At 42.7% G+C, this 22,975-nt stretch carries 19 protein-coding genes and 1 other RNA gene; 6 read left to right on the top strand and 14 right to left on the bottom strand.

The features are described from left to right. Window positions 1–9: 9 nt before the first annotated feature. Together Xish_RS03750 and Xish_RS03745 are read left to right on the top strand one after the other, a co-directional pair. Complete coding sequence (locus tag Xish_RS03750) at window positions 10–984, top strand: hypothetical protein (RefSeq protein ID WP_099116779.1); 975 nt, start codon at window positions 10–12, stop codon at window positions 982–984. Window positions 985–1,078: 94 nt separating this feature from the next. Continuing rightward, complete coding sequence (locus Xish_RS03745; protein WP_099116778.1) at window positions 1,079–2,089, top strand: hypothetical protein; 1,011 nt, start codon at window positions 1,079–1,081, stop codon at window positions 2,087–2,089. A gap of 369 nt (window positions 2,090–2,458) precedes the next feature. Here the strand turns inward: Xish_RS03745 and gcvP are convergent, their stop codons facing one another. From gcvP to Xish_RS03710, 7 genes are all read right to left on the bottom strand, one after another. After that, complete coding sequence (gene gcvP, locus Xish_RS03740) at window positions 2,459–5,335, bottom strand: aminomethyl-transferring glycine dehydrogenase (protein ID WP_099116777.1); 2,877 nt, start codon at window positions 5,333–5,335, stop codon at window positions 2,459–2,461. A 142-nt stretch (window positions 5,336–5,477) separates the two neighbouring features. After that, on the bottom strand, window positions 5,478–5,870 hold the full coding sequence (gene gcvH / locus Xish_RS03735) for a glycine cleavage system protein GcvH (protein WP_099116776.1): 393 nt from the start codon (window positions 5,868–5,870) through the stop codon (window positions 5,478–5,480). Between the two features lie 23 nt (window positions 5,871–5,893). Further along, entirely contained in the window at window positions 5,894–6,991 is a 1,098-nt protein-coding gene (gene gcvT, locus Xish_RS03730) for a glycine cleavage system aminomethyltransferase GcvT (protein WP_099116775.1), read from the bottom strand. A gap of 372 nt (window positions 6,992–7,363) precedes the next feature. After that, on the bottom strand, window positions 7,364–8,596 hold the full coding sequence (ubiI, locus tag Xish_RS03725) for an FAD-dependent 2-octaprenylphenol hydroxylase (protein ID WP_099116774.1): 1,233 nt from the start codon (window positions 8,594–8,596) through the stop codon (window positions 7,364–7,366). A gap of 13 nt (window positions 8,597–8,609) precedes the next feature. After that, window positions 8,610–9,800: a 2-octaprenyl-6-methoxyphenyl hydroxylase gene (gene ubiH / locus Xish_RS03720; protein ID WP_099116773.1), complete on the bottom strand. Its 1,191-nt coding sequence runs from the start codon at window positions 9,798–9,800 to the stop codon at window positions 8,610–8,612. A 24-nt stretch (window positions 9,801–9,824) separates the two neighbouring features. Further along, window positions 9,825–11,141, bottom strand: coding sequence for a Xaa-Pro aminopeptidase (gene pepP, locus Xish_RS03715; RefSeq protein WP_099116772.1), 1,317 nt, complete (start codon window positions 11,139–11,141; stop codon window positions 9,825–9,827). A 166-nt stretch (window positions 11,142–11,307) separates the two neighbouring features. Next, window positions 11,308–11,898 (bottom strand): YecA/YgfB family protein, encoded by a 591-nt coding sequence (locus tag Xish_RS03710; RefSeq protein ID WP_099116771.1) that lies wholly within the window; start codon window positions 11,896–11,898, stop codon window positions 11,308–11,310. Window positions 11,899–12,162: 264 nt separating this feature from the next. Between Xish_RS03710 and zapA the strand changes: the two genes are divergently transcribed. The 3 genes from zapA (at window position 12,163) to Xish_RS03695 (ending at window position 13,451) form a co-directional block, all read left to right on the top strand. After that, window positions 12,163–12,468 carry a cell division protein ZapA gene (gene zapA, locus Xish_RS03705; RefSeq protein ID WP_074019253.1) on the top strand — a complete coding sequence of 102 codons (306 nt, stop codon included), beginning with the start codon at window positions 12,163–12,165 and terminating at the stop codon, window positions 12,466–12,468. A 148-nt stretch (window positions 12,469–12,616) separates the two neighbouring features. Continuing rightward, window positions 12,617–12,800, top strand: a non-coding RNA gene (gene ssrS, locus Xish_RS03700) — 6S RNA. Between the two features lie 54 nt (window positions 12,801–12,854). Continuing rightward, window positions 12,855–13,451, top strand: a complete 597-nt coding sequence (locus tag Xish_RS03695) for a 5-formyltetrahydrofolate cyclo-ligase (protein ID WP_099116770.1) — start codon at window positions 12,855–12,857, stop codon at window positions 13,449–13,451. A gap of 111 nt (window positions 13,452–13,562) precedes the next feature. Here Xish_RS03695 and serA read toward each other — a convergent pair whose 3' ends face one another. Beyond that, window positions 13,563–14,804 carry a phosphoglycerate dehydrogenase gene (gene serA, locus Xish_RS03690; RefSeq protein ID WP_099116769.1) on the bottom strand — a complete coding sequence of 414 codons (1,242 nt, stop codon included), beginning with the start codon at window positions 14,802–14,804 and terminating at the stop codon, window positions 13,563–13,565. A 270-nt stretch (window positions 14,805–15,074) separates the two neighbouring features. Further along, complete coding sequence (gene rpiA / locus Xish_RS03680; RefSeq protein WP_099116768.1) at window positions 15,075–15,734, bottom strand: ribose-5-phosphate isomerase RpiA; 660 nt, start codon at window positions 15,732–15,734, stop codon at window positions 15,075–15,077. 179 nt (window positions 15,735–15,913) lie between these two features. Here rpiA and Xish_RS03675 point away from each other — a divergent pair, with 179 nt between their 5' ends. Further along, entirely contained in the window at window positions 15,914–16,819 is a 906-nt protein-coding gene (locus tag Xish_RS03675) for a LysR family transcriptional regulator ArgP (protein ID WP_099116767.1), read from the top strand. Here the strand turns inward: Xish_RS03675 and Xish_RS03670 are convergent. From Xish_RS03670 to acnB, 5 genes are all read right to left on the bottom strand, one after another. Further along, window positions 16,816–17,550: an oxidative stress defense protein gene (locus Xish_RS03670; RefSeq protein WP_099116766.1), complete on the bottom strand. Its 735-nt coding sequence runs from the start codon at window positions 17,548–17,550 to the stop codon at window positions 16,816–16,818. The genes Xish_RS03675 and Xish_RS03670 overlap by 4 nt on opposite strands. A gap of 80 nt (window positions 17,551–17,630) precedes the next feature. Further along, entirely contained in the window at window positions 17,631–18,272 is a 642-nt protein-coding gene (argO, locus tag Xish_RS03665; protein ID WP_099116765.1) for an arginine exporter ArgO, read from the bottom strand. Window positions 18,273–18,454: 182 nt separating this feature from the next. Next, complete coding sequence (mscS, locus tag Xish_RS03660; protein WP_099118651.1) at window positions 18,455–19,327, bottom strand: small-conductance mechanosensitive channel MscS; 873 nt, start codon at window positions 19,325–19,327, stop codon at window positions 18,455–18,457. A 193-nt stretch (window positions 19,328–19,520) separates the two neighbouring features. Beyond that, window positions 19,521–19,892, bottom strand: a complete 372-nt coding sequence (locus tag Xish_RS03655; protein ID WP_099116764.1) for a YacL family protein — start codon at window positions 19,890–19,892, stop codon at window positions 19,521–19,523. 152 nt (window positions 19,893–20,044) lie between these two features. Continuing rightward, window positions 20,045–22,642 (bottom strand): bifunctional aconitate hydratase 2/2-methylisocitrate dehydratase, encoded by a 2,598-nt coding sequence (gene acnB / locus Xish_RS03650; RefSeq protein ID WP_099116763.1) that lies wholly within the window; start codon window positions 22,640–22,642, stop codon window positions 20,045–20,047. Window positions 22,643–22,975: the final 333 nt, after the last annotated feature.

Below are 22,975 nucleotides of genomic sequence, written 5' to 3'. Positions count from 1 at the left end.
AGTTGAAAAATGAGTAATAAAATAACCAATGAAATAAAAGTAAATCGTCTATCAACAGTGTGTGATCCTCTTTTGAAAGAAGACATTGGAATATTAGATAAGGAACAATTAGAAAATGAGGGTACTATTGAATTAATTAATAATAAAAACTGCGTAATAATTAACGAGACTAACAATTACCGAAATAATATTATCATTCCTGCTCTTATAGGATTTTTATTAGGATTCTATTTTTTTATTAATGATTTTATTAATGCATGGGAAGGTAATAAAGATGCTTATTTGGACACAGTTGAATATGCAAAAAAAGTATATGGAGATGAATTTTATTTGAATCCTAAATTACCAAGCCATTTGAAACCATATAAATATATTACTGATTCCAAAAATATATCTTTATTGCAATATTTTCATATTAGATATATGGATAATGGATTCTATGAAAAATCCACTGTGCGAGGTTACTTATTACTAGACGGTGGTTTTTTCCTGCTTTTCCTGACTGTGAATTCTTTTTTCCTGTATTTGCTCTTTTTCTCTCGTAAATTAGCTCCATTTGTTATCGATAGAGAAAAGAAAATTTTTTACACGTGGGCAAAAGGAAAAATGTATGTTGCACGCTATACACAATTAGAGGCTGTACATTATAAAAATATATTGCTTTTAAGAACTTATGGATTTGATGAAAATAACAATTTGTTTATTCATACTTTCAGACCTCGGATTCCTAATATTCATAATTCATGGATAGGAAAGGCCTATTTATTGACCTTTATGGCGAAATATTTAATTCAAGGAAAAGAGGCTGTCAGTTCAGTCGATTTTCAACGTCAAAGAACGCTATTTGCATCGTTATTTATTTTGCGTCAAGAACCCAAACCAACTGATTGGGAATCTCAAATCGAAGATATTTTGGTTGAGTTGGATAAGATTATGCCTCCAGATACATTGAAAAATGAGGAAATATCTGAGGATAGTGTTTGATGAAAAAATGGATTTGAGTACCAAAAATTTATCATTTACCAGCAGAGCGTTTATTAATGCTCTGCGACCATTTTAAAAATTAGAGTGATATTACATGATGAATCCAATCGTAAAATGGTTAACAAAAAAACCTGAATATAAAAAGAACAATGGTATTAATGTTAGCCGCCTATCAACAGTGTGTGATCCTCTTTTGAAGGAAGATATTGGAATATTAGATAAGGAACAATTAGAAAATGAGGGTACTATTGAATTAATTAATAATAAAAACTGCGTAATAATTAACGAGACTAACAATTACCGAAATAATATTATCATCCCTTCTCTTATAGGATTTTTATTAGGATTCTGTTTTTTTATTAATGATTTCATTAAAACATGGGAAGGTAATGAAAAAGGATATTTTAGAATTATTTCGTATGCTAAGAAAGTATATGGTAATGAGTTTCATTTAAATCCTAAATTACCAGAGGATTTAAAGCCATATAAATATATTGCTGATTCCAAAAATATATCTTTACTGCAATATTTTCATATTCGTTATACGGATAGTGGATTCTATAAAAAATCTACAGTGCGAGGTGATTTATTACTGGACGGAGGTTTTTTCTTATTATTCCTTACTGCGAATTCTTTTTTCCTGTATTTGCTGTTTTTTTCTCGTAAATTAGCTCCATTTGTTATCGATAGAGAAAAGCAAATTTTTTATACGTGGACAAAAGGAAAAATGTATGTTGCACGCTATACACAATTAGAGGCTGTACATTATAAAAATATATTGCTTTTAAGAACTTATGGATTTGATGAAAATAACAATTTGTTTATTCATACTTTCAGACCTCGGATTCCTAATATTCATAATTCATGGATAGGAAAGGCCTATTTATTGACCTTTATGGCGAAATATTTAATTCAAGGAAAAGAGGCTGTCAGTTCAGTCGATTTTCAACGTCAAAGAACGCTATTTGCATCGTTATTTATTTTGCGTCAAGAACCCAAACCAACTGATTGGGAATCTCAAATCGAAGATATTTTGCTTGAGTTGGATAAAATCATGCCTCCAGATATATCTCAGGAAGATGAAAGATCTGAAAACAATATTTAATGAAAAAATAAGCATTACAAAAAGTAACAAATAGAATTCAGAGCGTTAATAAACGCTCTGTAAAACCACTTAAATAAATTATTGATTATATTTTTATCAAGACAGGGCAATATATTTTCTAGGCTAACTCTTTGATAGGAAATAGTGATAAATTTGTCATCTATCACCTAATTCATTATTTAAAAATGAATATGATGACCAGATAATTACTTTCTATTACTACGCCAAATGAAAAAAGCTCCCGAAGGAACTGAGTTTATATTAGCTTTATCTTATCCATTGAAGAAATAATAATTTTATTGATAAAAAAGCAGTGTTAGAAACCTTTCCTAACACTGCTTTCGATGAGTCTCGTTAATTTATTTATAACTAACGATAATCTTCAATTGGTGCACAAGAACAATGTAAATTGCGATCACCGTAAACATCATCAAGACGTTTAACCGTCGGCCAGTATTTATTGGCTTTCGTTTCCGCAGTTGGGAAAACAGCTATTTCACGGCTATAGGCATGATCCCAATCAGAAACCAGTTCAGTCTGAACGTGTGGAGCATTGACTAATGGGTTGTCTTCCAACGGCCATTCTCCGCTTGCCACTTTGCTGATCTCTTGCCGAATTGCCAGCATTGCATCAATAAAGCGGTCAATTTCAACTTTACTCTCTGATTCTGTTGGTTCAACCATCAAGGTTCCCGCAACTGGGAATGACATGGTTGGTGCATGAAAACCATAGTCTATTAGGCGTTTGGCGATATCCATCTCACTAATGCCGAATTCTTCTTTCAGTGGGCGAATGTCCAAGATACATTCGTGAGCAACATACCCATCACGTCCGGTATAGAGGATTTCATAAGCATCTTTCAGGCGGGCTGCAATGTAGTTTGCATTCAGGATCGCAACCTGGCTGGCCTGTTTCAGCCCTTTTGCTCCCATCATGCGAATATACATCCAGCTAATTGGCAGGATAGATGCACTGCCAAATGGCGCTGCGGATACTGCACCTAATGTAGTAATTTCATCCATCTCAACCACTGAATGACCTGGCACAAATGGGGCAAGATGTTTTTTCACACCAATAGGTCCCATGCCTGGACCACCACCACCGTGTGGAATACAGAAGGTTTTATGCAGGTTCAGATGCGAAACATCCGCACCAATAAAGCCCGGAGTTGTAATCCCGACTTGTGCGTTCATGTTCGCACCATCAAGATAAACCTGCCCCCCGTTTTGATGAATAATTTCACAAATTCCACGGATGGTTTCTTCATAGACACCGTGCGTTGACGGGTAAGTCACCATGATACAGGCAAGATTGTCACTGTATTTTTCCGCTTTTTCACGCAAATCGACCAGATCGATGTTGCCTTCTTTGTCACAGTCCACAACAACAACGGTCATCCCTGCCATATGAGCAGAAGCCGGATTTGTGCCATGCGCAGAGCTTGGAATTAAGCAAATATGGCGATGTTGTTCACCACGGCTGGCGTAATAGCGACGAATTGCCAGCAGACCGGCATATTCCCCTTGGGCACCGGAGTTTGGCTGCATACAAACAGCATCATATCCCGTCAAAAGAACCAACCAATGGGAGAGTTGGCCGATCATCTGGTGATAACCTTGCGCTTGTTCTGGTGGGCAGAAAGGATGCATATCGGTAAATTCAGGCCAGGTAATCGGCATGATTTCCGCCGCTGCATTCAGTTTCATGGTACACGAACCCAGCGGGATCATAGCTTGATTCAAGGCCAGATCTTTACGCTCCAGACTGTGCATATAACGCATCATGTCGGTTTCGCTATGGTAGCGACGGAAATTATCATGTGTCAAAATTTCGTCATTACGCAGCATGGAGGCAGGAATAGATTGGCTGCCTGTCGCGATTTCACGATCAAGAGTATCAATATCCAGCACGGTGTCAGAACCTGTTATCACTTGATACAGGGTTACCAAATCATCGCGGCTGGTTTTTTCACTCAATGATACACCCACGGCACCAAGAATATCGGTACGCAAGTTAATTTGTGCTTTAGCCGCTCTTGCCAGTACCTGAGCCTTATCTGACACTTCAATCGCCAATGTATCAAACCATGTCTTATGACGCAGTGTGATACCCGCCTTTTGCAAACCCGCAGCCAGAATATCTGTCAGTCGGTGAATACGGCTAGCAATGCGCTTCAACCCTTCAGATCCGTGGTAAACAGCATACATTCCCGCAATATTTGCCAGTAATACTTGAGAAGTACAGATATTGGAATTCGCTTTTTCACGACGAATGTGCTGCTCGCGTGTTTGCATCGCCATGCGGAGTGCTCGGTTACCCGCTGCATCACGGGAAACACCGATAATACGACCCGGCATAGAACGTTTGAATTCATCTCGGCAAGCAAAGAAGGCTGCATGAGGGCCACCATATCCCATCGGCACACCAAAACGCTGTGCAGAACCAAATACAATGTCGGCACCTTGTTTGCCCGGCGCGGTCAATATAACCAGAGCCATGAAATCCGCGGCAACGCTGACAATGATTTTACGTTCTTTCAGTTGTGCAATCAGCTCACTGTAATCATGGACTTCCCCCGTCGTTCCTGTTTGTTGCAGCAGGACACCAAAGATCCCTTCCAGCTCCAGTACTTTTTCTGCTTTATCAACAATGACTTCGAATCCAAATGTTTCGGCACGGGTACGTACTACATCCAACGTTTGTGGGTGAATATCATCTGCCACAAAGAAACGTTCAGCCCCTTTCAGCTTGCTGATCCGTTTTGCCATTGCCATCGCTTCTGCGGCTGCTGTTGCTTCATCCAGTAATGAAGCAGAGGCAAGATCTAAGCCGGTCAGATCAATGGTGACTTGCTGGAAATTCAATAAAGCTTCTAATCGGCCTTGAGAAACTTCCGGTTGATAAGGGGTATATGCAGTATACCAACCCGGATTTTCCAGCAAATTACGCAAAATAACGGGGGGAAGAATGGCGGGGGAGTATCCCATACCGATATACGATTGATAGCACTGGTTCTGGCTCGCTATTGTTTTCAATTCAGCCAGAGCCTGTTGTTCAGTCACGCCTTCACCAACCGCAGGAGGCTCTGATAATGCGATATCACGAGGAACGATTTTATTGGTCAGATCATCAAGAGAATTTGCACCTACTATCGCCAGCATCTCTGTTTTCTGTTCAGCAGAAGAACCAATGTGGCGACGAATGAATTCACCTTGATTTTCAAGTTGGATTAATGTCTGAGTCATTGATGATAATTTCCTGAAACTAGCTATGCCTTTATCTTTCAAGTTACAGTTTTGGTGCCTGTCACTTGAAATCTATCGGCGATAAAAAACAGCACATAAGAAAACGCCCCATTCACAAAGTGATATGGGGCGATTCAAAACATTACTCGTCTTCTTCCAAGAGTGACTGATAGCTTTCGGCATCGAGCAAATTAGCGAGTTCACTCTCATCGGTTATTTTAATGCGGAAAAGCCAACCTTCGTTATAAGGTTCACTGTTCACTAATTCGGGAGAGCTTGCCAACTCAGGGTTAACCGCGATAATCTTACCACTCACTGGTGCGTAAATATCAGAAGCCGCTTTGACTGACTCTACAACAGCACAATCATCACCACTATTTACTTCTGTGCCTATTTCAGGCAAATCAACAAATACCATATCTCCCAATAAATTCTGGGCATGTTCGGTAATACCTACGGTATATTCACCATTTCCTTCCGAGCGAACCCATTCATGTGATTCTGTATATTTCAATTCTACTGGTACATGACTCATCGTTGCCTTCTCCTTGTTTTTGTTCAATCTACAAGTGATTTGCCCATCCGCACAAAGCCAGGTTTAACAACCTGAACAGGAATTTCACGATTACGGATCTGGGCAACCGCCTGTTCACCAATACCCTGCGGTACACGTGCAAGGGCTATACTAAATCCTAAGGTTGGGGAGAATGTTCCACTGGTAATGACTCCAGAACGTATTTCGCCGGAACCATCAGTGAAACTGACAGTTAAACCACCACGCAATACCCCTTTTTCACGCATGACCAGTCCAACTAATTGCTCAGGATCCGTTTCGCGCTGTCTTTCCAATGCTTCACGACCAATGAACTGACGATCTTCCGGTTTCCAGGCAATTGTCCAGCCCATGTTGGCAGCCAGTGGTGAAATAGTTTCATCCATTTCTTGACCATAAAGGTTCATGCCCGCTTCAAGACGCAATGTGTCACGCGCCCCCAACCCAGCAGGCTTTACCCCTACAGACAACAACTGCTGCCAGAAATCTGCTGCGTGTTCTTTAGGTAGTGCAATTTCATAACCTGCTTCACCGGTATAGCCCGTCGTTGCAATAAATAGATTTCCCGACTGGACGCCAAAGAAAGGTTTAATGCCAGTTATCGCCTGTTTCTGCTCATCACTTAGCAATGATTGAACTTTGACTTGCGCGTTTGGCCCCTGAACAGCAATCAGAGCCAAATCATCACGCACAGTAATCTCAACGTCATATTTCTCAGCATGTTGGTTAATCCATGCCAAGTCTTTCTCGCGGGTCGCTGAATTCACAACCATGCGGTAAAAGTTATCAGTGAAGAAATAAACAATCAGGTCATCAATAACGCCAGCGGAAGCATTTAACATTGCGGTATACAGTGCCTTGCCCTGCTCGGTTAGTTTGGCAATGTCATTAGCCAGAAGATAACGGAGAAAATCACGACAACCTGTGCCGTGTAGATCCACAATTGTCATGTGGGAAACGTCGAACATACCGGCATCAGTACGCACTGTATGATGTTCGTCAATTTGTGAACCATAGTGCAGGGGCATCATCCAGCCATGAAAATCTACCATGCGTGCTCCGCATGCCAGATGTTGATCATATAGTGGGGTGTGTTTTGACATTATTTCCCTCTTTACATTCTTGACATGAAAACATTCGTGACCTGAAAAGACATACGGCGCATTAACCGGCAGGTGTTGGATCATGAAGCAAAGAAGCGGTTAATCACGCAAACGATACCTTGGGATAAGAAGTTATCACTGAAACAGGAAATGAACCATAAAATAAATTGGCTAGGTTGCAGTAGAAATCCAAAAAGACACTTATTGTCATGCAGAATTTTTGTCTAATTTTTTGCACAAAAACACTCAAAGTTTTTAACAAATGGCAAAAAACAATCTTTTTTGATTAAAAAAAGGCTAAAGTATGAAGTAAATCGACTTAACACACTTTAGCCTAACATGAGAAAAACTAATTATAATTCACGCGCTGAATTAGATTTTTTCAACCGAAGAGGTTTGAGAGATCAGCCAATCAGGAAGGTCATTGAGACCCATTGCGTGACGAAGCAATTGCGGCTTCATTGCTGGTAAGTGATCAGCCAAGGTTAACCCAATACCGCGCAACAATTTTTTAGCTGGGTTGTTGCCATCAAATAGCTGACGAAAACCCTGCATACCTGCAAGCATGACCGCAGCACTGTGTTTACGACGACGCTCATAACGCCCTAAATAGAGATACTGGCCGATGTCTTTCCCTTGCAGGTTTAAGCGGCTCAATTCACCTATCAGTTCTGCCACATCCATAAATCCAAGATTAACCCCCTGACCAGCCAGTGGGTGGATAGTGTGTGCTGCATCGCCCAAGAGTGCCAATCGATGAGCGGCAAAATTGCGAGCATATCGTCCGGTCAATGGAATGGTTTGTCGATCACTGATCAGTTCACATTGACCAAGACGCATATCAAATGTCGCGCTTAGTTGCCGATTGAACAACACGGGTTCCATAGATTTGCGCTGTTGCGCAGACTCAGCCGGTAGTGACCACACAATTGAACATAAGTGAGGATCAGGCAGGGGCAGGAAAGCCAGTATGCCATCACCGTGGAAAACCTGACGCGCGACACCTTCATGAGATTCCTCAGTACGAATTGTCGCTACCAAAGCGTGGTGTTCATAATCCCAGAAAGTCAGCGGAATATCTGCATGTTGACGCAGCCAAGAGTGGGCACCGTCTGCACCAACGACTAAGCGTGAAGTCAGCATCCTTCCATCAGATAAAGTGATGAAAGCTTCGTTTTCTCCCCAGGCAACATTTTTGAGAGAAGATGGCGTAAAGATCATCACATCTGGCAAATTTTCCGCGCGTTGCCAGAGTGCTTGCCGGATCACACCGTTTTCGATGATATGTCCCAGGTGTGTCAGGCCATTTTCCGCCGCATTAAACTGAATGCGCCCGAAGCTATCCTGATCCCAGACTTCCATCCCCTGATAAGGGCTGGCTCGCATTGCGAGGATATCTTGCCAGACACCGAGATGGATGAGTAATCGTTCACTGGCTGCATTGATGGCTGAAACACGCAACGCATATTCATCATTGGCACTAAGTAGCTTTGTCGGTGGGTGCTCTTCTACAATCGCGATGCGCAAACCATTACCTTGCAAACCACAGGCCAGCGCAAGGCCAACCATTCCGCCCCCTGCGATCACCACATCAAATGATTGCATTCTTTTTTTCCTCTTAATCTGCCAATGGTGGCTGTGCAACCCAACCTAATGTCTGACGGGCAAAGAGATCCCGCATTGGGGATAGCCTTTCCATTGTCATCAAACCAAGATTACGTCCAATTTTTAACGGTAAGTAGTCATTGGCAAATAACCTGACCAACCCATCCGTGATCCCAATGGTGGTTTCACGATCCGCCTGACGCTGTTGCTGATATTGTGCCAGTACTTTATAGGAACCAATATCCTGCCCAGAAGTAGCCGCTGCTGAAATGATTTGTGCCAAAGTCATCACATCGCGCATCCCTAAATTAAAGCCTTGCCCAGCGATCGGATGCAAGGTTTGGGAGGCATTACCTACCAGGGCTAAACGGTGGCTAATTTGCCTGCTGGCTGTCGACAACGCCAATGGATAACTATGTCGTTGACCGGCTCCCAACATTTTCCCCAAACGCCAGCCAAATGCTCTTTGTAGCTGTTGGAGGAATTCATATTGGCTCCAGTTATTGACTTCTGGCTGTTTTTCCAGTGGATGACACCATACCAACGAACTACGTCCTTCCGACATAGGCAACAACGCCAAGGGTCCATGTTTGGTAAAACGCTCAAATGCCCTGCCTTGAGGATGTTCAGAAGTCAGCACATTGGCAATAATGGCTGTCTGCTCATAAGATTGCCGTTGGAACGGTATATTGCACGCCTGGGCTATTTCAGAATGGCTACCATCCGCCGCAACCAGCAGCTCTCCTGTCAATTTTTCGCCACTATTCAGCGACACCACCACGGAACTTTCTAGACGTTCAACGGAACTCACTTTAGCCGGACAGTAAAGTTTAATATTTGGAGATTGTTTTAATAAATCAAAAAGATGAATTCCAGCATCATGTAATTCAATGACATTGCCCAATGCCGAAATATCATAGTCACTGGCGCGGATGTTGACGAAACCGCTATTACCGCGGTCGCTGACATGAACGTGAGTTATTGGGGTAACACAATTTTGCAATGCAGGCCAAATGCCGATCTGATGTAAGCGCTGACATGTACCATAAGCTAAGGCAATAGCCCTTGCATCAAAGCCAGGATGTGCCTTGGTAGGTTCTGCTGCTTCAATCAAGGAGACTTGTAATTGCCCCCGACTCAGCGAGGCAATAGCCAGAGCTAATGTCGCTCCTGTCATTCCTCCGCCCACAATAATCACGTTCATTATAACTTCCTGATTAATATAACCTTAACTGTGCTTTACCTGTGCCATCAGAGCTTCTATCTCATCTGGATCTTTCACGACAAACTCAGTCAGGTTTTCATTTCCTGTTTCCGTTATCACAATGTCGTCTTCAATACGGATACCAATACCACGGTATTCCGGCGGAACATCTGCATCGGGTGCAATATAAAGCCCAGGCTCTACAGTCAGCACCATACCTGGTTCCAGAATTCGATCGCGATCAACACCGTAATCGCCTACATCATGTACATCCAGCCCCAACCAGTGACTCAAACCATGCATGAAAAATTGACGATAAGCATTGGTTTCGATCAATTGTTCGACTTCACCATGCATAATTCCCAATTTTACCAATCCTTTCACCATGACACGTACCACTTGCCCCGTAACATCGCTGATACTGGTTCCCGGTCTGTACAGTTCAAGGGAAAGGTTGATGGCTTCCAGCACAAGATCATAGATCTCACGTTGAGGGCGCGTAAACTGACCATTTACCGGAAATGTCCGTGTGATGTCGCCGGCATATCCCTTATATTCACACCCTGCATCGATTAACACTAAATCGCCATCTTTCATACGACGTTCATTTTCGGTGTAATGCAGGATACAAGCGTTTTCTCCTGCGCCAACAATAGTGTTATAAGCAGGGTAACGGGCACCCTGATAAGTAAACTCATGGTGAATTTCGGCTTCAAGCTGATATTCAAACATGCCAGGGCGGCAAACCTGCATCGCTCTGGTATGCGCCTGCGCGCTGATTTCTCCGGCTTTACGCATGATTTCTAACTCAGCTTCTGATTTAAACAGACGCATTTCATGCAGCCACGGGCGCCAATCTGCTATGACCGTTGGTGTCTTGAAGTTACGGCGACTGTTTTTACGCAATTTATCCAAGGCACCGAAAACGATGTTATCGGCGTACTCAAATTCGCCTTGGGCGTGATAAATCACCTCCAAGCCATTCAACAACAAATAGAGTTGTTCGTTGAGATCATCGAATGGCAGGGCACGATCCACCCCCAATTTTTCCAATGCAGCTTCTTGTCCAAGACGACGACCAAACCAAATTTCCGCAGTCAAATCGCGAATACGATTAAACAACACACTGTGATTGTGGGTTTCGTCGCTTTTGATCAGTATCAGAACCGCTTCTGGTTCACTGAACCCTGTCAGATACAGAAAATCACTGTGCTGACGGTAGGGATATTCACTATCTGAATTACGTGTCGCAGGCGGAGCCGAAAAAATAATAGCCGCACTGGCCGGTGCCATTTTTGATAATAATGCCTGACGACGGGATAAATATTCTTGTTTAGTCATACCCTCTCCTGCAATTCCATGTTATTAGTTGATATACCCCTTATCTTCCAAGTTGCAGCTTGGTAGTCGTATCCACTCCCCCAGTGATATAAATAGTTATATTCCAGAGAATTAATTTCTTTGCCATTACACTGCAACCTGAAATTTATTGGGTGAAAACCACTAATCAGTGCAATGTTGGTTTTTCATTTTTTACACTGCCTGCGGTTTTAGGTGTCGCTAACGCGATATAGCAGAGTTGAACCGCAACACGGACATATTCCAGTACTTCTTCAAGGGCTTGAGAGAGTTCTTCCTGATCTTCGCTTTCATCATAGCCCAACATGCCGATGTTACGTAAATCGGTGATAATTTCCTGAATTTCTGGCTTTTCTATCATTTTTGGATTGGCTACACCCAATCCAAGCAGAAAGTGGTTCACCCATCCCGCCAACGCATCTGCGCATTCAAAAATCCCCGCCTCTTCATCAGGGAGCAACAGATGGAACGCGAAATTATTGTCATCCAGCAATTCAAATGTCGTTTCGTACAATTCCCTAAGTGGCAGAGCCAGAACCTGAGAAAATGCCAGACCATCATTTGCCAGATCATGCACCAGTGTTTGCCAACTACTATCGTGATTTCCACCACTATGGTTTCCACTACATAGTAACCCACTAATTAAGCCATGCATTTCTGCTGCTGTCAGGGCAACGGACTGTTGATGCAAAATTTCATCAAATGATTGATAATTAGGTAATGAGTTTTGTATAGACATGTATATTGATCATCGTTGGCGATATAAGTTTATGCTATGCTACCATCAAGGGGAGTCGCTATACCAGACAGCATACACCGATATAAGGAGGGAGGCTTTTGGTATTGTATGGTAATGATTGGTGTCGGCCTTGTTTTATACCATAATTTACTCTATACCCAATAGATTCCAAATTACAGCACTGCCAACAAAGCTGTAATTTGAAAGATAAGGGATATATATCAACATCAAGGTATCGGCACAATAATAAATCAGGAAGGTGTCATGTCTGCACAACCAGTAGATATTCAGATTTTTGGGCGGTCATTACGTGTCAATTGTCCAACAGAGCAGATTGAAGCGTTGCAAGCTGCTGCTGTGGAGCTTGATCAGCGTTTGCATAACCTTAAAGAACGCACCAGAGTCACTAACACTGAGCAACTGGTTTTTATTGTAGCACTGAATGTTTGTCACGAGTTGGCACAGGAAAAGATGAAAACCCGTGATTATGCTTACAATATGGAACAAAAAATAAAAATGCTCCAGCAATCCATTGAAAAGGCACTGTTAGAGCAAGGTAAAGTTACCTGATACTCTTACCCTTCAACGTAATCTTGTTGATAAATCAGGCTGTAATCACTATAGATTAATATAAGCAGTTGCTTTCTTCGTTCAGTTCCATACAATAGGCTTCATAGCATTGTTTAAAGCCTATTTAGGTAGTTTAAGCAGCAAAAAGTTTTCTCTGAGGTGTTCGTGAGCAGGGAAGTCCCCTGAGCCGATATTTCATCTCTATAGAATGTGGTGTTACGTTTCTTGTGAGCATGCTTGGCCAGACCAAGAAGCCTAATAGCAACGACTCTGCGTTCACCTTGAACCAAGGGTTCAAGGGTTACCACCTGTAACGGCATCTTGGAGAACCTCCCATTTTTTATCTGTTTTGTATCCTTTTCTGCGTTGATTAACAGGCAGGTATCATGCAATCAGATTCTTCTCTTTCTCTGCGTCAATCCATTAGAAAAAAAATTCGGCAACTACGTCAAAATCTATCTCCCGAACAACAATCGCAATTTGCCAACCAAGCCGTTAAACAGGCTATAGCTCACCCTAAGATCCAGCAAGCTGATAAAATTGCCCTCTACCTTTCCTTTGATGGGGAATTAGATACACGTGCGCTAATTCAACAACTTTGGCAGCAAAACAAACAGGTTTATTTGCCAATATTGCATCCTTTCAGCCGGAATCACCTGCTGTTTCTCCGTTATTGCGCCGATACGCCTCTTATTCGCAGCCGCTTTAATATCGAGGAGCCTCAGTTGGATATCCGGCGGGTTTTATCCATCTCTGAACTTGATGTTATGTTTATTCCTCTGGTCGCTTTCGATTGTACAGGGCAACGACTGGGGATGGGCGGCGGTTTCTACGACAGGACTCTCGCAAGATGGCAACAACAGAATTTTTATCCGATTGGATTAGCTCACAATTTTCAGTTAGTTGCAAAACTGCCTAGTGAGAATTGGGATATTCCTCTGCCAGAGATCATTACACCAGAAAAAGTATGGCAATGGATATGAATTAGTATTCTACTCAGTGAGTTAACAGGGACTATTGTGCTTTCAATAGCCCCTTATTTTTTAATGCGTTTCGTTTTAATCAACAATGACCTTTTAACCAGCCATTATATCTTAGTAAAGCAAGCGAGAACGGATCGTGCCAGGCAAGGATTTCAGTTTTTGTAAAACCAGTTCAGCCTGGGCTGAATTCTGCGTCGTGATATCAATCACCACATAACCAATGTTGCTGTCAGTCCGCAAATATTGGGCATCAATATTGATTTCTTGCTCAGTGAACACTTGGTTAATGCTGGTCAAGATACCAGGCCGATTTTCATGGATATGCAGTAAGCGGTTAGTATCCTTGGCATGAACAGGAAGCGATACTTCGGGGAAATTGACCGCTGATAATGTAGAGCCATTGTCCGAATATTTGACCAGTTTACCCGAAACTTCATAACCGATATTTTGCTGGGCTTCTTGCGTCGATCCCCCAATATGCGGCGTCAGCAGTACGTTATCAAACTGGCTTAATGGTGAAATGAAAGGGTCATTGTTTGTTGCCGGTTCATGGGGAAAAACGTCAATCGCTGCGCCAGAGAGATGCCCTGTTTCCAATGCCGTGCTGAGTGCATCAATATCGACCACAGTACCACGTGATGCATTGATCAAAATTGAGCCTGGTTTCATCAATTCCAGTTCTGCTGCACCAATCATATTTTTGGTTGAAGTTGTCTCAGGAACATGCAGGCTCACAACATCACTCATATTCAACAATTCAGACAAATGATGAACTTGTTGTGCATTACCTAATGGCAATTTATTTTCAATATCATAGAAATAGACATTCAGGCCAATATTTTCAGCCAAAATGCCAAGCTGTGTACCAATATGCCCGTAGCCGATAATACCTAATTTTTTTCCACGTGCTTCGTAGCAACCTTTTGCCTGCTTATCCCATATCCCACTGTGAGCTTTTGCATTCGCCTCAGGAATACGGCGCAATAGCAACAACAGCTCACCTAATACCATTTCGGCGACCGAGCGAGTATTAGAAAAGGGGGCATTAAATACCGGAATACCACGCTTTGCGGCGGCTTTCAGGTCAACCTGGTTAGTACCAATACAAAAACACCCAACTGCAACCAGTTTTTCCGCGGCGGCAAAAACCTCTTCGGTCAATTGGGTACGGGAACGAATTCCGACAAACCGAGCATCACGAATCGCTGCTTTTAATTCTTCAGGTTCTAATGCCCCTTTGTGATATTCAATATTGCTGTACCCTGCCGCTTTCAGGCTATCTACTGCACTTTGGTGAACACCTTCCAACAGCAGAAATTTAATTTTGTCCTTTTCTAAAGATACCTTAACCATTTACCCGCCCTAGTTGTACTTACTTTTATAATGCATATCGATTGCACCAAAATAACAAAAAAAACGGTAACGGCAATACAATCGATTGCTTATATTACAGAATAAACAATAGTAAATAAGTTGTTATGCAAAGTAAAATAATTCGTTATAAGATAAAAGCAGGATTTTGAGGCTTTTTTAGACAAAACCGTGATATATATCACTAAATTTTCTATTTTGAATAAATATAAAAATATTTTGAGGGCAGACTATTCTACCCTCAATAAATGATTATTCAGTGAGCGTTTTAACGCCATCAGCAGTACCTACCAGCACCACATTCGCTCCTCGATTAGCAAAGAGTCCCACAGTTACCACGCCAATGATCCCATTGATCTTATTTTCTAATTCAATGGGATCAATAATAGAGAGATTGTGGACATCCAGAATATGGTTGCCATTGTCTGTCACTACATTTTCACGATAAACTGGTGTTCCTCCCAATTTCACCAGCTCACGAGCCACATAAGCCCGCGCCATTGGGATGACTTCAACTGGCAGAGGAAATTTGCCTAACACATCGACTTGCTTAGACGAATCAATAATACAAATAAATTTCTTCGCAACCGCCGCGATGATTTTTTCTCTGGTTAACGCTGCGCCGCCGCCTTTGATCATCTGCATTTGGCCATTAATTTCATCAGCACCATCAACGTAAATATCCAAAGTGTCGACCTCATTGCAGTCAAACACAGGAATACCGAGACTTTTCAATTTCTCAGTCGATGCTTCTGAACTCGACACTGCACCGACAATTTTATCTTTGATAGTGCCTAACGCATCAATAAAATGTGCTGCGGTAGAACCTGTACCGACACCGACAATTGTGTCTGGTTTAACGTATTCCAATGCTGCCCAACCTACTGCTTTTTTCAGTTCGTCCTGAGTCATATTGATCACAGCCTATAATCAGTTACAAGGAAAAATCTGACGGCTAGTATAAACAATATTGGCTCACCTCATGCAAAAATATGGCATAGTGCTAATGGCATAATGCTAATTAGGCCACATAATGGTTTTAATATTGAGCTGTAACACGAAAAGAGCAAACACGGAGAACCTTATTTTCAATGAAACGTCCTGATTACCGATCATTGCAAGCACTCGATGCAGTGATCAAAGAACGTGGTTTTGAGCGAGCAGCGCAAAAACTTTGTATTACCCAATCAGCGGTATCCCAGAGAATCAAACAATTAGAAAATATGTTTGGTCAGCCGCTATTGGTACGCACTGTTCCTCCCCATCCTACAGAACAAGGGCAAAAGTTACTTGCGCTATTACATCAGGTAGAACTGCTGGAAGCGCAATGGCTTGGTGATGAAAATAGTAATGAAATCCCGTTGTTGCTCTCCCTGGCTGTTAATGCGGATAGCCTGGCAACGTGGCTTTTACCCGCTCTCCACCCTGTTTTGTCTGATTTGCCTATTCGGCTAAATATTCAGGTGGAAGATGAAACCCGGACTCAAGAACGTTTGCGGCGTGGTGAAGTTGTCGGGGCGATTAGTATTCAGTCCCAGCCTCTGCCAAGCTGTTTGGTTGATAAATTAGGTGCTCTGGATTACCTGTTTGTAGCCTCTCCAGCATTTGCAGACCGTTTTTTCCCAAATGGCGTCACACGTTCGGCATTACTGAAAGCACCTGCGGTTGCATTCGACCATTTAGATGACATGCATCAAGCATTTTTACAACAGAATTTCGATTTATCGCCGGGAAGTGTACCTTGCCATATTGTGAACTCTTCGGAAGCCTTCGTTCAATTAGCAAAACAAGGTTCAACTTGTTGTATGATCCCACACCTTCAAATTGACAAGGAGCTAAAAGCCGGCGAGTTAATCGATCTAACACCAGGACTGTGCCAGCGCCGTATGCTTTATTGGCATCGTTTTGCTCCTGAAAGTGGAACAATGAGAAAAGTCACTGACGCCCTGCTAAAACGAGGACGCCAGATGTTACGTCAGGAAGATGAAACTCATTAACGCTGTAATTCAAAAACTGTATCAACGTGATCAGAAAACTCAATACTCTGTGGTTCGTAAGTTTCACTGGCTGAGTCAGAAGCTGGTGCTGCCAACAGATTTGCCTGGTATTTCAGGCGGCTCATTGGGACAGGCACAGCTTCAGGCGCACGATAATTAATGCTATATACAGGACCTAACTTACTATTGAATCCTTTCGCCAAGGTAGTTGCCTGTTGGATAGCATTCTCAATGGCTTTTTGTCTGGCCTCATCACGGTAACGTTGCGGATTACTTACACCAAACTGAACGGAGTTAATCTCATTCAGCCCTGCTTTCAGGGCACCATCCAATAAGGTATTCAGTTGCTCCAGTTTATGCACTTTCACTTCAACCGACCGCGACGCCCTATAACCCGTAATACTTGATTTTCCACTCTTTTGCTCATATTGATATTCTGGCTGAGTGCGCAGATTAGCGGCATCAATATCTTTCTTTTCGATGCCACTGTTTTTCAGAAAATCAAAATATTTCGCAACGCGCCCGTCTACCTTTTGCTTTGCTTCTGCCGCACTCTTTTGAGTTTCACTCACATGGATTACCAAAGTAGCCATATCTGGTGTCGCTTTAACTATCGCGTTACCAGAAGTGGAAATATGGGGAATAGATAGTGAATCAGCAGCGGAAGCAGTCATACAAGACAGGCTTCCTAAAGCCATCATCGCAGCCAATACCAGTGATTTATGTTTCACAAGACCTCCTAAAATGACATGAGTAAGGTGCTTTCAAAAACATTAGCACACTATTTATAGAGAAGTAATCTATGGAGCATCTATAGAGAGAAATTGTAATCAATAAAAAATCTGTATCCTTGCTTGATAAGATTCCAGGCGATATACCACATCACGCAGCCAACAAAGATATTGATGATCCTCTGTGCTCTGGGTTGATTAAGCACAGGTGCAAACCACGCAGACAAGCATGACAATGCAAAAAACCAACTGATCGATGCCATTACCGCTCCGGTGGTAAACCACGGCCGAAGCTCGGCTGACAATTGCCCACCTATGCTTCCCAATACGACAAAAGTATCCAGATAAACATGAGGATTCAGCCACGTGACTGCGAATAGTGTCCCAATGACTCGCCAACGGCTTTGAACAATTTTTTCTGTACGAGAAAGTTCAACTTCTGCTGATAGTGCTGCTCGAAAAGCGCCCCACCCATACCAGAGCAAAAATGCAACACCTCCCCATGTCACCGCCTGCAATAAAAGTATTGATTGCCCTAACAAGGCGCTTCCACCAAATATCCCTGCAATGATGAGGAATGCGTCACTGGTGGAACATAATGTGGCACTCATTAAGTGGAACTGTTTTCTGCTCCCTTGCTGCATGACAAATACATTTTGTGGCCCAAGCGGAAGGATCATGGCAGCACTGAGGAAAAAACCCTGAATAAATGTCGAAAACATGCAAAGATTCCTAATAGTTATTCAATTAGTTACGATATCAATGCATATTAATCAAGATGATGCATTAGTAAAAATGAATGATTCTAATACACCATTAGGAAGAATGATGATGGTCTTATCCAAACTTGCGATCAAACAAGTCAGATTTGGTGTGAGAAATTCTCACACCACGATTATCTTGATTATTCGTTCGCCTTCTTCTGTAAGGCACTATTTTGCTGGTGTAAATAAACATCCATTTGTGGGAATGGAATGCCGATATTGTGTTTATCCAAAGTACGCTTAAAGTTTTCCATCAAATCCCAATATACATTCCAGGCGTCACCATTAGTGGTCCATACACGCACAATAAAGTTCAATGATGAAGGAGCCATTTCATGCAGGCGGATCGTGACGCCTTTTTCATGTTGAATACGTTTATCTGCTTTAATCACATCACCCAACACGCTTTTCACTTCATCAATATCCGCATTATATGCAACTCCTACCATAATTTGGGTACGGCGGTTAGGCTCACGGCTGGTATTAATAATATTGTCCGCAATAATCTTACCGTTGGGGATCACAATGATACGATCATCTGCTGTGCGTAATGTTGTTGAGAAAATTTGTACTTGCATAACTGTTCCTTCCACAGCCCCAATACTGACATATTCGCCAGTACGAAGTGGACGGAAAAGGACTAATAACACACCAGCAGCAAAATTAGACAGTGAGCCTTGTAAAGCCAGACCTACTGCCAAACCTGCGGCACCGATGACAGCGATCACAGATGCAGTCTGAATGCCCAATTTCCCAAGAACGGCGATAATCGTAAACGCGATGATGGCATAACGAATAATTGCGGACAAAAAATCAGAAATGGTAGTATCAATACCACGCAGTGACATAACACGCTTAGTCGCTTTATTAGCCAATTTGGCAACAAATAAGCCAACGATAAGAATCAAAATGGCAGATACAATGTTTACCGCATACTGAATCAGTAGATCCTGATTGTTGGTAAACCAGCTTGCCGCTTTATCAATCTCATGTGACAGATTGATCTTTTCCATATAAAGTCCACCGTTATTGTTGGAACCTATCTCCATTCAATGCCATTATTCACACTGAATGCCACCGGCAGGATATAGGCTCCTGTTTCAAAAATAGTTTTCTGTTCAAAAAATAGAAAAACACTATCGCAACACAAAAATGTAATGGAATATAAATTATGGCTGAAAGCCTTCATTGCTTGAACACTAGTACTTACGTTTTCTTTTTTTGCAAAATAAATTCTCTGTAATCAGCTAGCATACTGATAAAATCGTCTGTCCCACAAAAAGCCAAACTCTCGTTATCGTAGTAACTCATTCCTTCTTCTATAACCTCTGTATCAAATTGCAGTTGATTAGCCCGGATCATGATCTCACCTTCACTCATCAATAACGTATATTCATGGCCAGCCAACTGCCACTGGCGCTCACTGCCTTTAATCTCTTGCAAAGCCACAATGATTTTATCCAATACGCGAAAATCGCCTTTCACTTCTTCATTCAACCAATGACCGATGGCTTCATGATCCATTGAAAAGGATGTTGTTATCTGGCCGGTAACGTCCTGCATAAATTCATATTCCATCACATACCCCCTCACTATTTCTACACAATCCAAATAATTTCATTTGAATTTTAAACATTTCTGCTACTTCCACATCTGAGCCAACCCACAGACTGATACAAAAACAAAAAAAGGGGAAGCATTTGCCTCCCCATTCGCTGCAATATACTTTTTTATACTGCGGTTTGGAAGATGACATCTTCCGCTTTTTCTGTGTATTGATTCAATTGATCAAAATTGAGATAGCGATAAGTATCTGCTGCGGTTTCATCGACTTTATCCATGAACTGCAAATACTCTTCTGGTGTTGGCAAACGCCCCAACAGTGAAGCTATAGCCGCCAACTCCGCCGAAGCAAGGTAAACATTTGCACCGGAACCAAGGCGGTTAGGGAAGTTACGAGTAGAGGTAGATACTACGGTTGCACCATCCGCCACACGCGCCTGATTTCCCATGCACAATGAGCAACCTGGGATCTCAATGCGTGCTCCGCTCTTGCCGAAAATGCTGTAATAACCTTCTTCTGTTAATTGGGCGGCGTCCATCTTAGTCGGAGGGGCAACCCATAAGCGAGTCGGTAGCTGGCCTTTATGTTGATCCAGTAATTTACCCGCCGCACGGAAATGACCAATATTCGTCATGCAAGAGCCAATGAAAACTTCGTCAATTTTACTGTTAGCTACTTCGGATAATAGACGTGCATCATCAGGATCATTAGGCGCACATAAAATAGGCTCTTTAATGTCTGCCAGATCGATCTCAATAACGGCTGCGTATTCAGCATCTGCATCCGCTTCCAATAATTGAGGATCTTTCAGCCAGTTTTCCATGCCGATAATACGGCGTTCCAATGTCCGGCGATCACCATAACCTTCTGCAATCATCCATTTCAGCAAAACAATGTTCGACTGCAAGTATTCAATAATTGGCTCTTTATCCAGCTTAATGGTACATCCTGCCGCAGAACGTTCCGCAGAGGCATCAGCCAACTCGAATGCCTGCTCAACTTTGAGTTCTGGCAAACCTTCAATCTCAAGAATACGGCCAGAGAAGATATTTTTCTTACCTTTCTTTTCAACGGTCAGCAAACCTTGCTGGATCGCATAATAAGGAATGGCATGAACCAGATCACGTAAAGTTATACCAGACTGCATTTTTCCTTTAAAACGAACCAGTACAGATTCTGGCATATCCAACGGCATGACGCCTGTTGCCGCAGCAAATGCCACCAGACCTGAACCAGCAGGGAAAGAGATACCAATCGGGAAACGGGTATGGGAATCTCCACCTGTACCTACAGTATCTGGCAATAACATGCGGTTCAACCATGAGTGGATAATGCCATCTCCCGGACGCAACGATACCCCACCACGGTTCATAATGAAATCAGGCAGAGTATGGTGCGTTGTCACATCAACAGGTTTGGGATAGGCAGCGGTATGACAAAATGATTGCATGACCAGATCCGCAGAAAAGCCCAGACACGCCAAATCTTTCAATTCATCCCGCGTCATTGGCCCAGTGGTATCCTGAGAGCCAACAGAGGTCATCTTAGGTTCACAATATTCCCCAGGACGGATACCTGCTGTACCGCAAGCACGACCAACCATTTTCTGTGCCAGTGAGAAGCCTCGATTACTTTTTGCCACCGCTTTTGCCTGACGGAATACATCACTGTGTGGCAAGCCCAGAGCTTCACGCGCTTTGCCTGTCAAACCACGGCCGATAATCAGTGGGATACGGCCACCGGCACGTACTTCATCGATCAGAACATCAGTTTTCAGTGCAAAATTCGCCAATAACTCATTGGTTTCGTGATGGCGGATTTCACCTTTATAGGGATAGATATCAATCACATCCCCCATATTCAGTTTGGAAACATCCACCTCGATTGGCAGAGCACCGGCATCTTCCATCGTATTGAAGAAAATGGGGGCAATTTTTCCGCCCAATACCACGCCTGCACCACGTTTATTGGGTACAAACGGAATATCTTCTCCCATAAACCACAAGACGGAGTTAGTTGCCGATTTACGGGAAGAACCCGTACCAACAACATCCCCAACGTAAGCCAACGGGTAACCTTTTTTGCCCAAGGCTTCAATTTGCTTGATTGGGCCTACGATACCGGCTTGATCAGGCTCGATACCTTCACGGGCATTTTTCAGCATAGCCAAAGCATGGAGGGGAATATCAGGACGTGACCACGCATCAGGAGCAGGAGAAAGATCATCGGTGTTGGTTTCCCCCGTAACTTTAAAGACGGTAACGGTGATTTTTTCCTCTAATTCAGGGCGCCCAAGGAACCATTCTGCATCAGCCCATGATTGCATAATCTGTTTGGCATAGACATTACCCGCTTTTGCTTTTTCTTCTACATCATAGAAGCTGTCAAACATCAGCAAAGTATGAGAAAGAGCCTTCGCCGCAATCGGAGCTAACTTTTCATCATCTAAGGCATCAATTAAAGCGTGGATATTATACCCACCCTGCATGGTTCCTAACAATTCAATGGCTTTTTCCTGGGTCACCAAAGGAGAGGTTGCTTCTCCCTTAGCAACGGCAGCAAGGAAACTTGCTTTAACATAAGCAGCTTCATCTACACCAGGAGGAACACGATTGGTCAGTAGATCTACCAGAAAAGCGTCTTCACCTTTAGGTGGGTTCTTCAGTAATTCGACCAGCGCTGCTGCTTGAGCTGCGTCTAACGGCTTAGGGACGATGCCTTGAGCTGCACGCTCGGCTACGTGCTTACGGTATTCTTCTAGCACGACTTTCTCCTCGCTCTCATTGTCATTTTATATACCCGGCTGTCAGCACCCGCTAATGATCAGTAGAAAATGATCATCTGAAAACAATCATCAAAGGTGCAAGGTCAGAGGATTTTGCTCGCATAACATCAGAATTATGCTCAGCTTCGGGCATTTAGCATACCAAAATTTGAATAGCATGTTAATTCATTCACATAAAATCAACATTGAACCATGATAAAATTCTGGATAAATTAGCTCAGAAAGGGTATTAAAGTTTTAAATGCTATTTGTTGTTATTCTGGCCTGAAAATCCCTTAACTTCTATCAGAATCTTCTACTAGAACACGCGAA

The organism is Xenorhabdus ishibashii (genome assembly GCF_002632755.1).
In the GTDB taxonomy this organism is placed as follows: domain Bacteria; phylum Pseudomonadota; class Gammaproteobacteria; order Enterobacterales; family Enterobacteriaceae; genus Xenorhabdus; species Xenorhabdus ishibashii.
This window is presented reverse-complemented; position numbering and strand designations above follow the sequence as displayed.

Excerpts from the sequence above, each read along its gene's own strand:
- Xish_RS03750 (WP_099116779.1), top strand. The coding sequence starts at position 10 with ATGAGTAATAAAATAACCAATGAAATAAAAGTAAATCGTCTATCAACA.
- Xish_RS03745 (WP_099116778.1), top strand. The coding sequence starts at position 1,079 with ATGATGAATCCAATCGTAAAATGGTTAACAAAAAAACCTGAATATAAA.
- gcvP (WP_099116777.1), bottom strand. The coding sequence starts at position 5,335 with ATGACTCAGACATTAATCCAACTTGAAAATCAAGGTGAATTCATTCGT.
- gcvH (WP_099116776.1), bottom strand. The coding sequence starts at position 5,870 with ATGAGTCATGTACCAGTAGAATTGAAATATACAGAATCACATGAATGG.
- gcvT (WP_099116775.1), bottom strand. The coding sequence starts at position 6,991 with ATGTCAAAACACACCCCACTATATGATCAACATCTGGCATGCGGAGCA.
- ubiI (WP_099116774.1), bottom strand. The coding sequence starts at position 8,596 with ATGCAATCATTTGATGTGGTGATCGCAGGGGGCGGAATGGTTGGCCTT.
- ubiH (WP_099116773.1), bottom strand. The coding sequence starts at position 9,800 with ATGAACGTGATTATTGTGGGCGGAGGAATGACAGGAGCGACATTAGCT.
- pepP (WP_099116772.1), bottom strand. The coding sequence starts at position 11,141 with ATGACTAAACAAGAATATTTATCCCGTCGTCAGGCATTATTATCAAAA.
- Xish_RS03710 (WP_099116771.1), bottom strand. The coding sequence starts at position 11,898 with ATGTCTATACAAAACTCATTACCTAATTATCAATCATTTGATGAAATT.
- zapA (WP_074019253.1), top strand. The coding sequence starts at position 12,163 with ATGTCTGCACAACCAGTAGATATTCAGATTTTTGGGCGGTCATTACGT.
- Xish_RS03695 (WP_099116770.1), top strand. The coding sequence starts at position 12,855 with ATGCAATCAGATTCTTCTCTTTCTCTGCGTCAATCCATTAGAAAAAAA.
- serA (WP_099116769.1), bottom strand. The coding sequence starts at position 14,804 with ATGGTTAAGGTATCTTTAGAAAAGGACAAAATTAAATTTCTGCTGTTG.
- rpiA (WP_099116768.1), bottom strand. The coding sequence starts at position 15,734 with ATGACTCAGGACGAACTGAAAAAAGCAGTAGGTTGGGCAGCATTGGAA.
- Xish_RS03675 (WP_099116767.1), top strand. The coding sequence starts at position 15,914 with ATGAAACGTCCTGATTACCGATCATTGCAAGCACTCGATGCAGTGATC.
- argO (WP_099116765.1), bottom strand. The coding sequence starts at position 18,272 with ATGTTTTCGACATTTATTCAGGGTTTTTTCCTCAGTGCTGCCATGATC.
- mscS (WP_099118651.1), bottom strand. The coding sequence starts at position 19,327 with ATGGAAAAGATCAATCTGTCACATGAGATTGATAAAGCGGCAAGCTGG.
- Xish_RS03655 (WP_099116764.1), bottom strand. The coding sequence starts at position 19,892 with ATGGAATATGAATTTATGCAGGACGTTACCGGCCAGATAACAACATCC.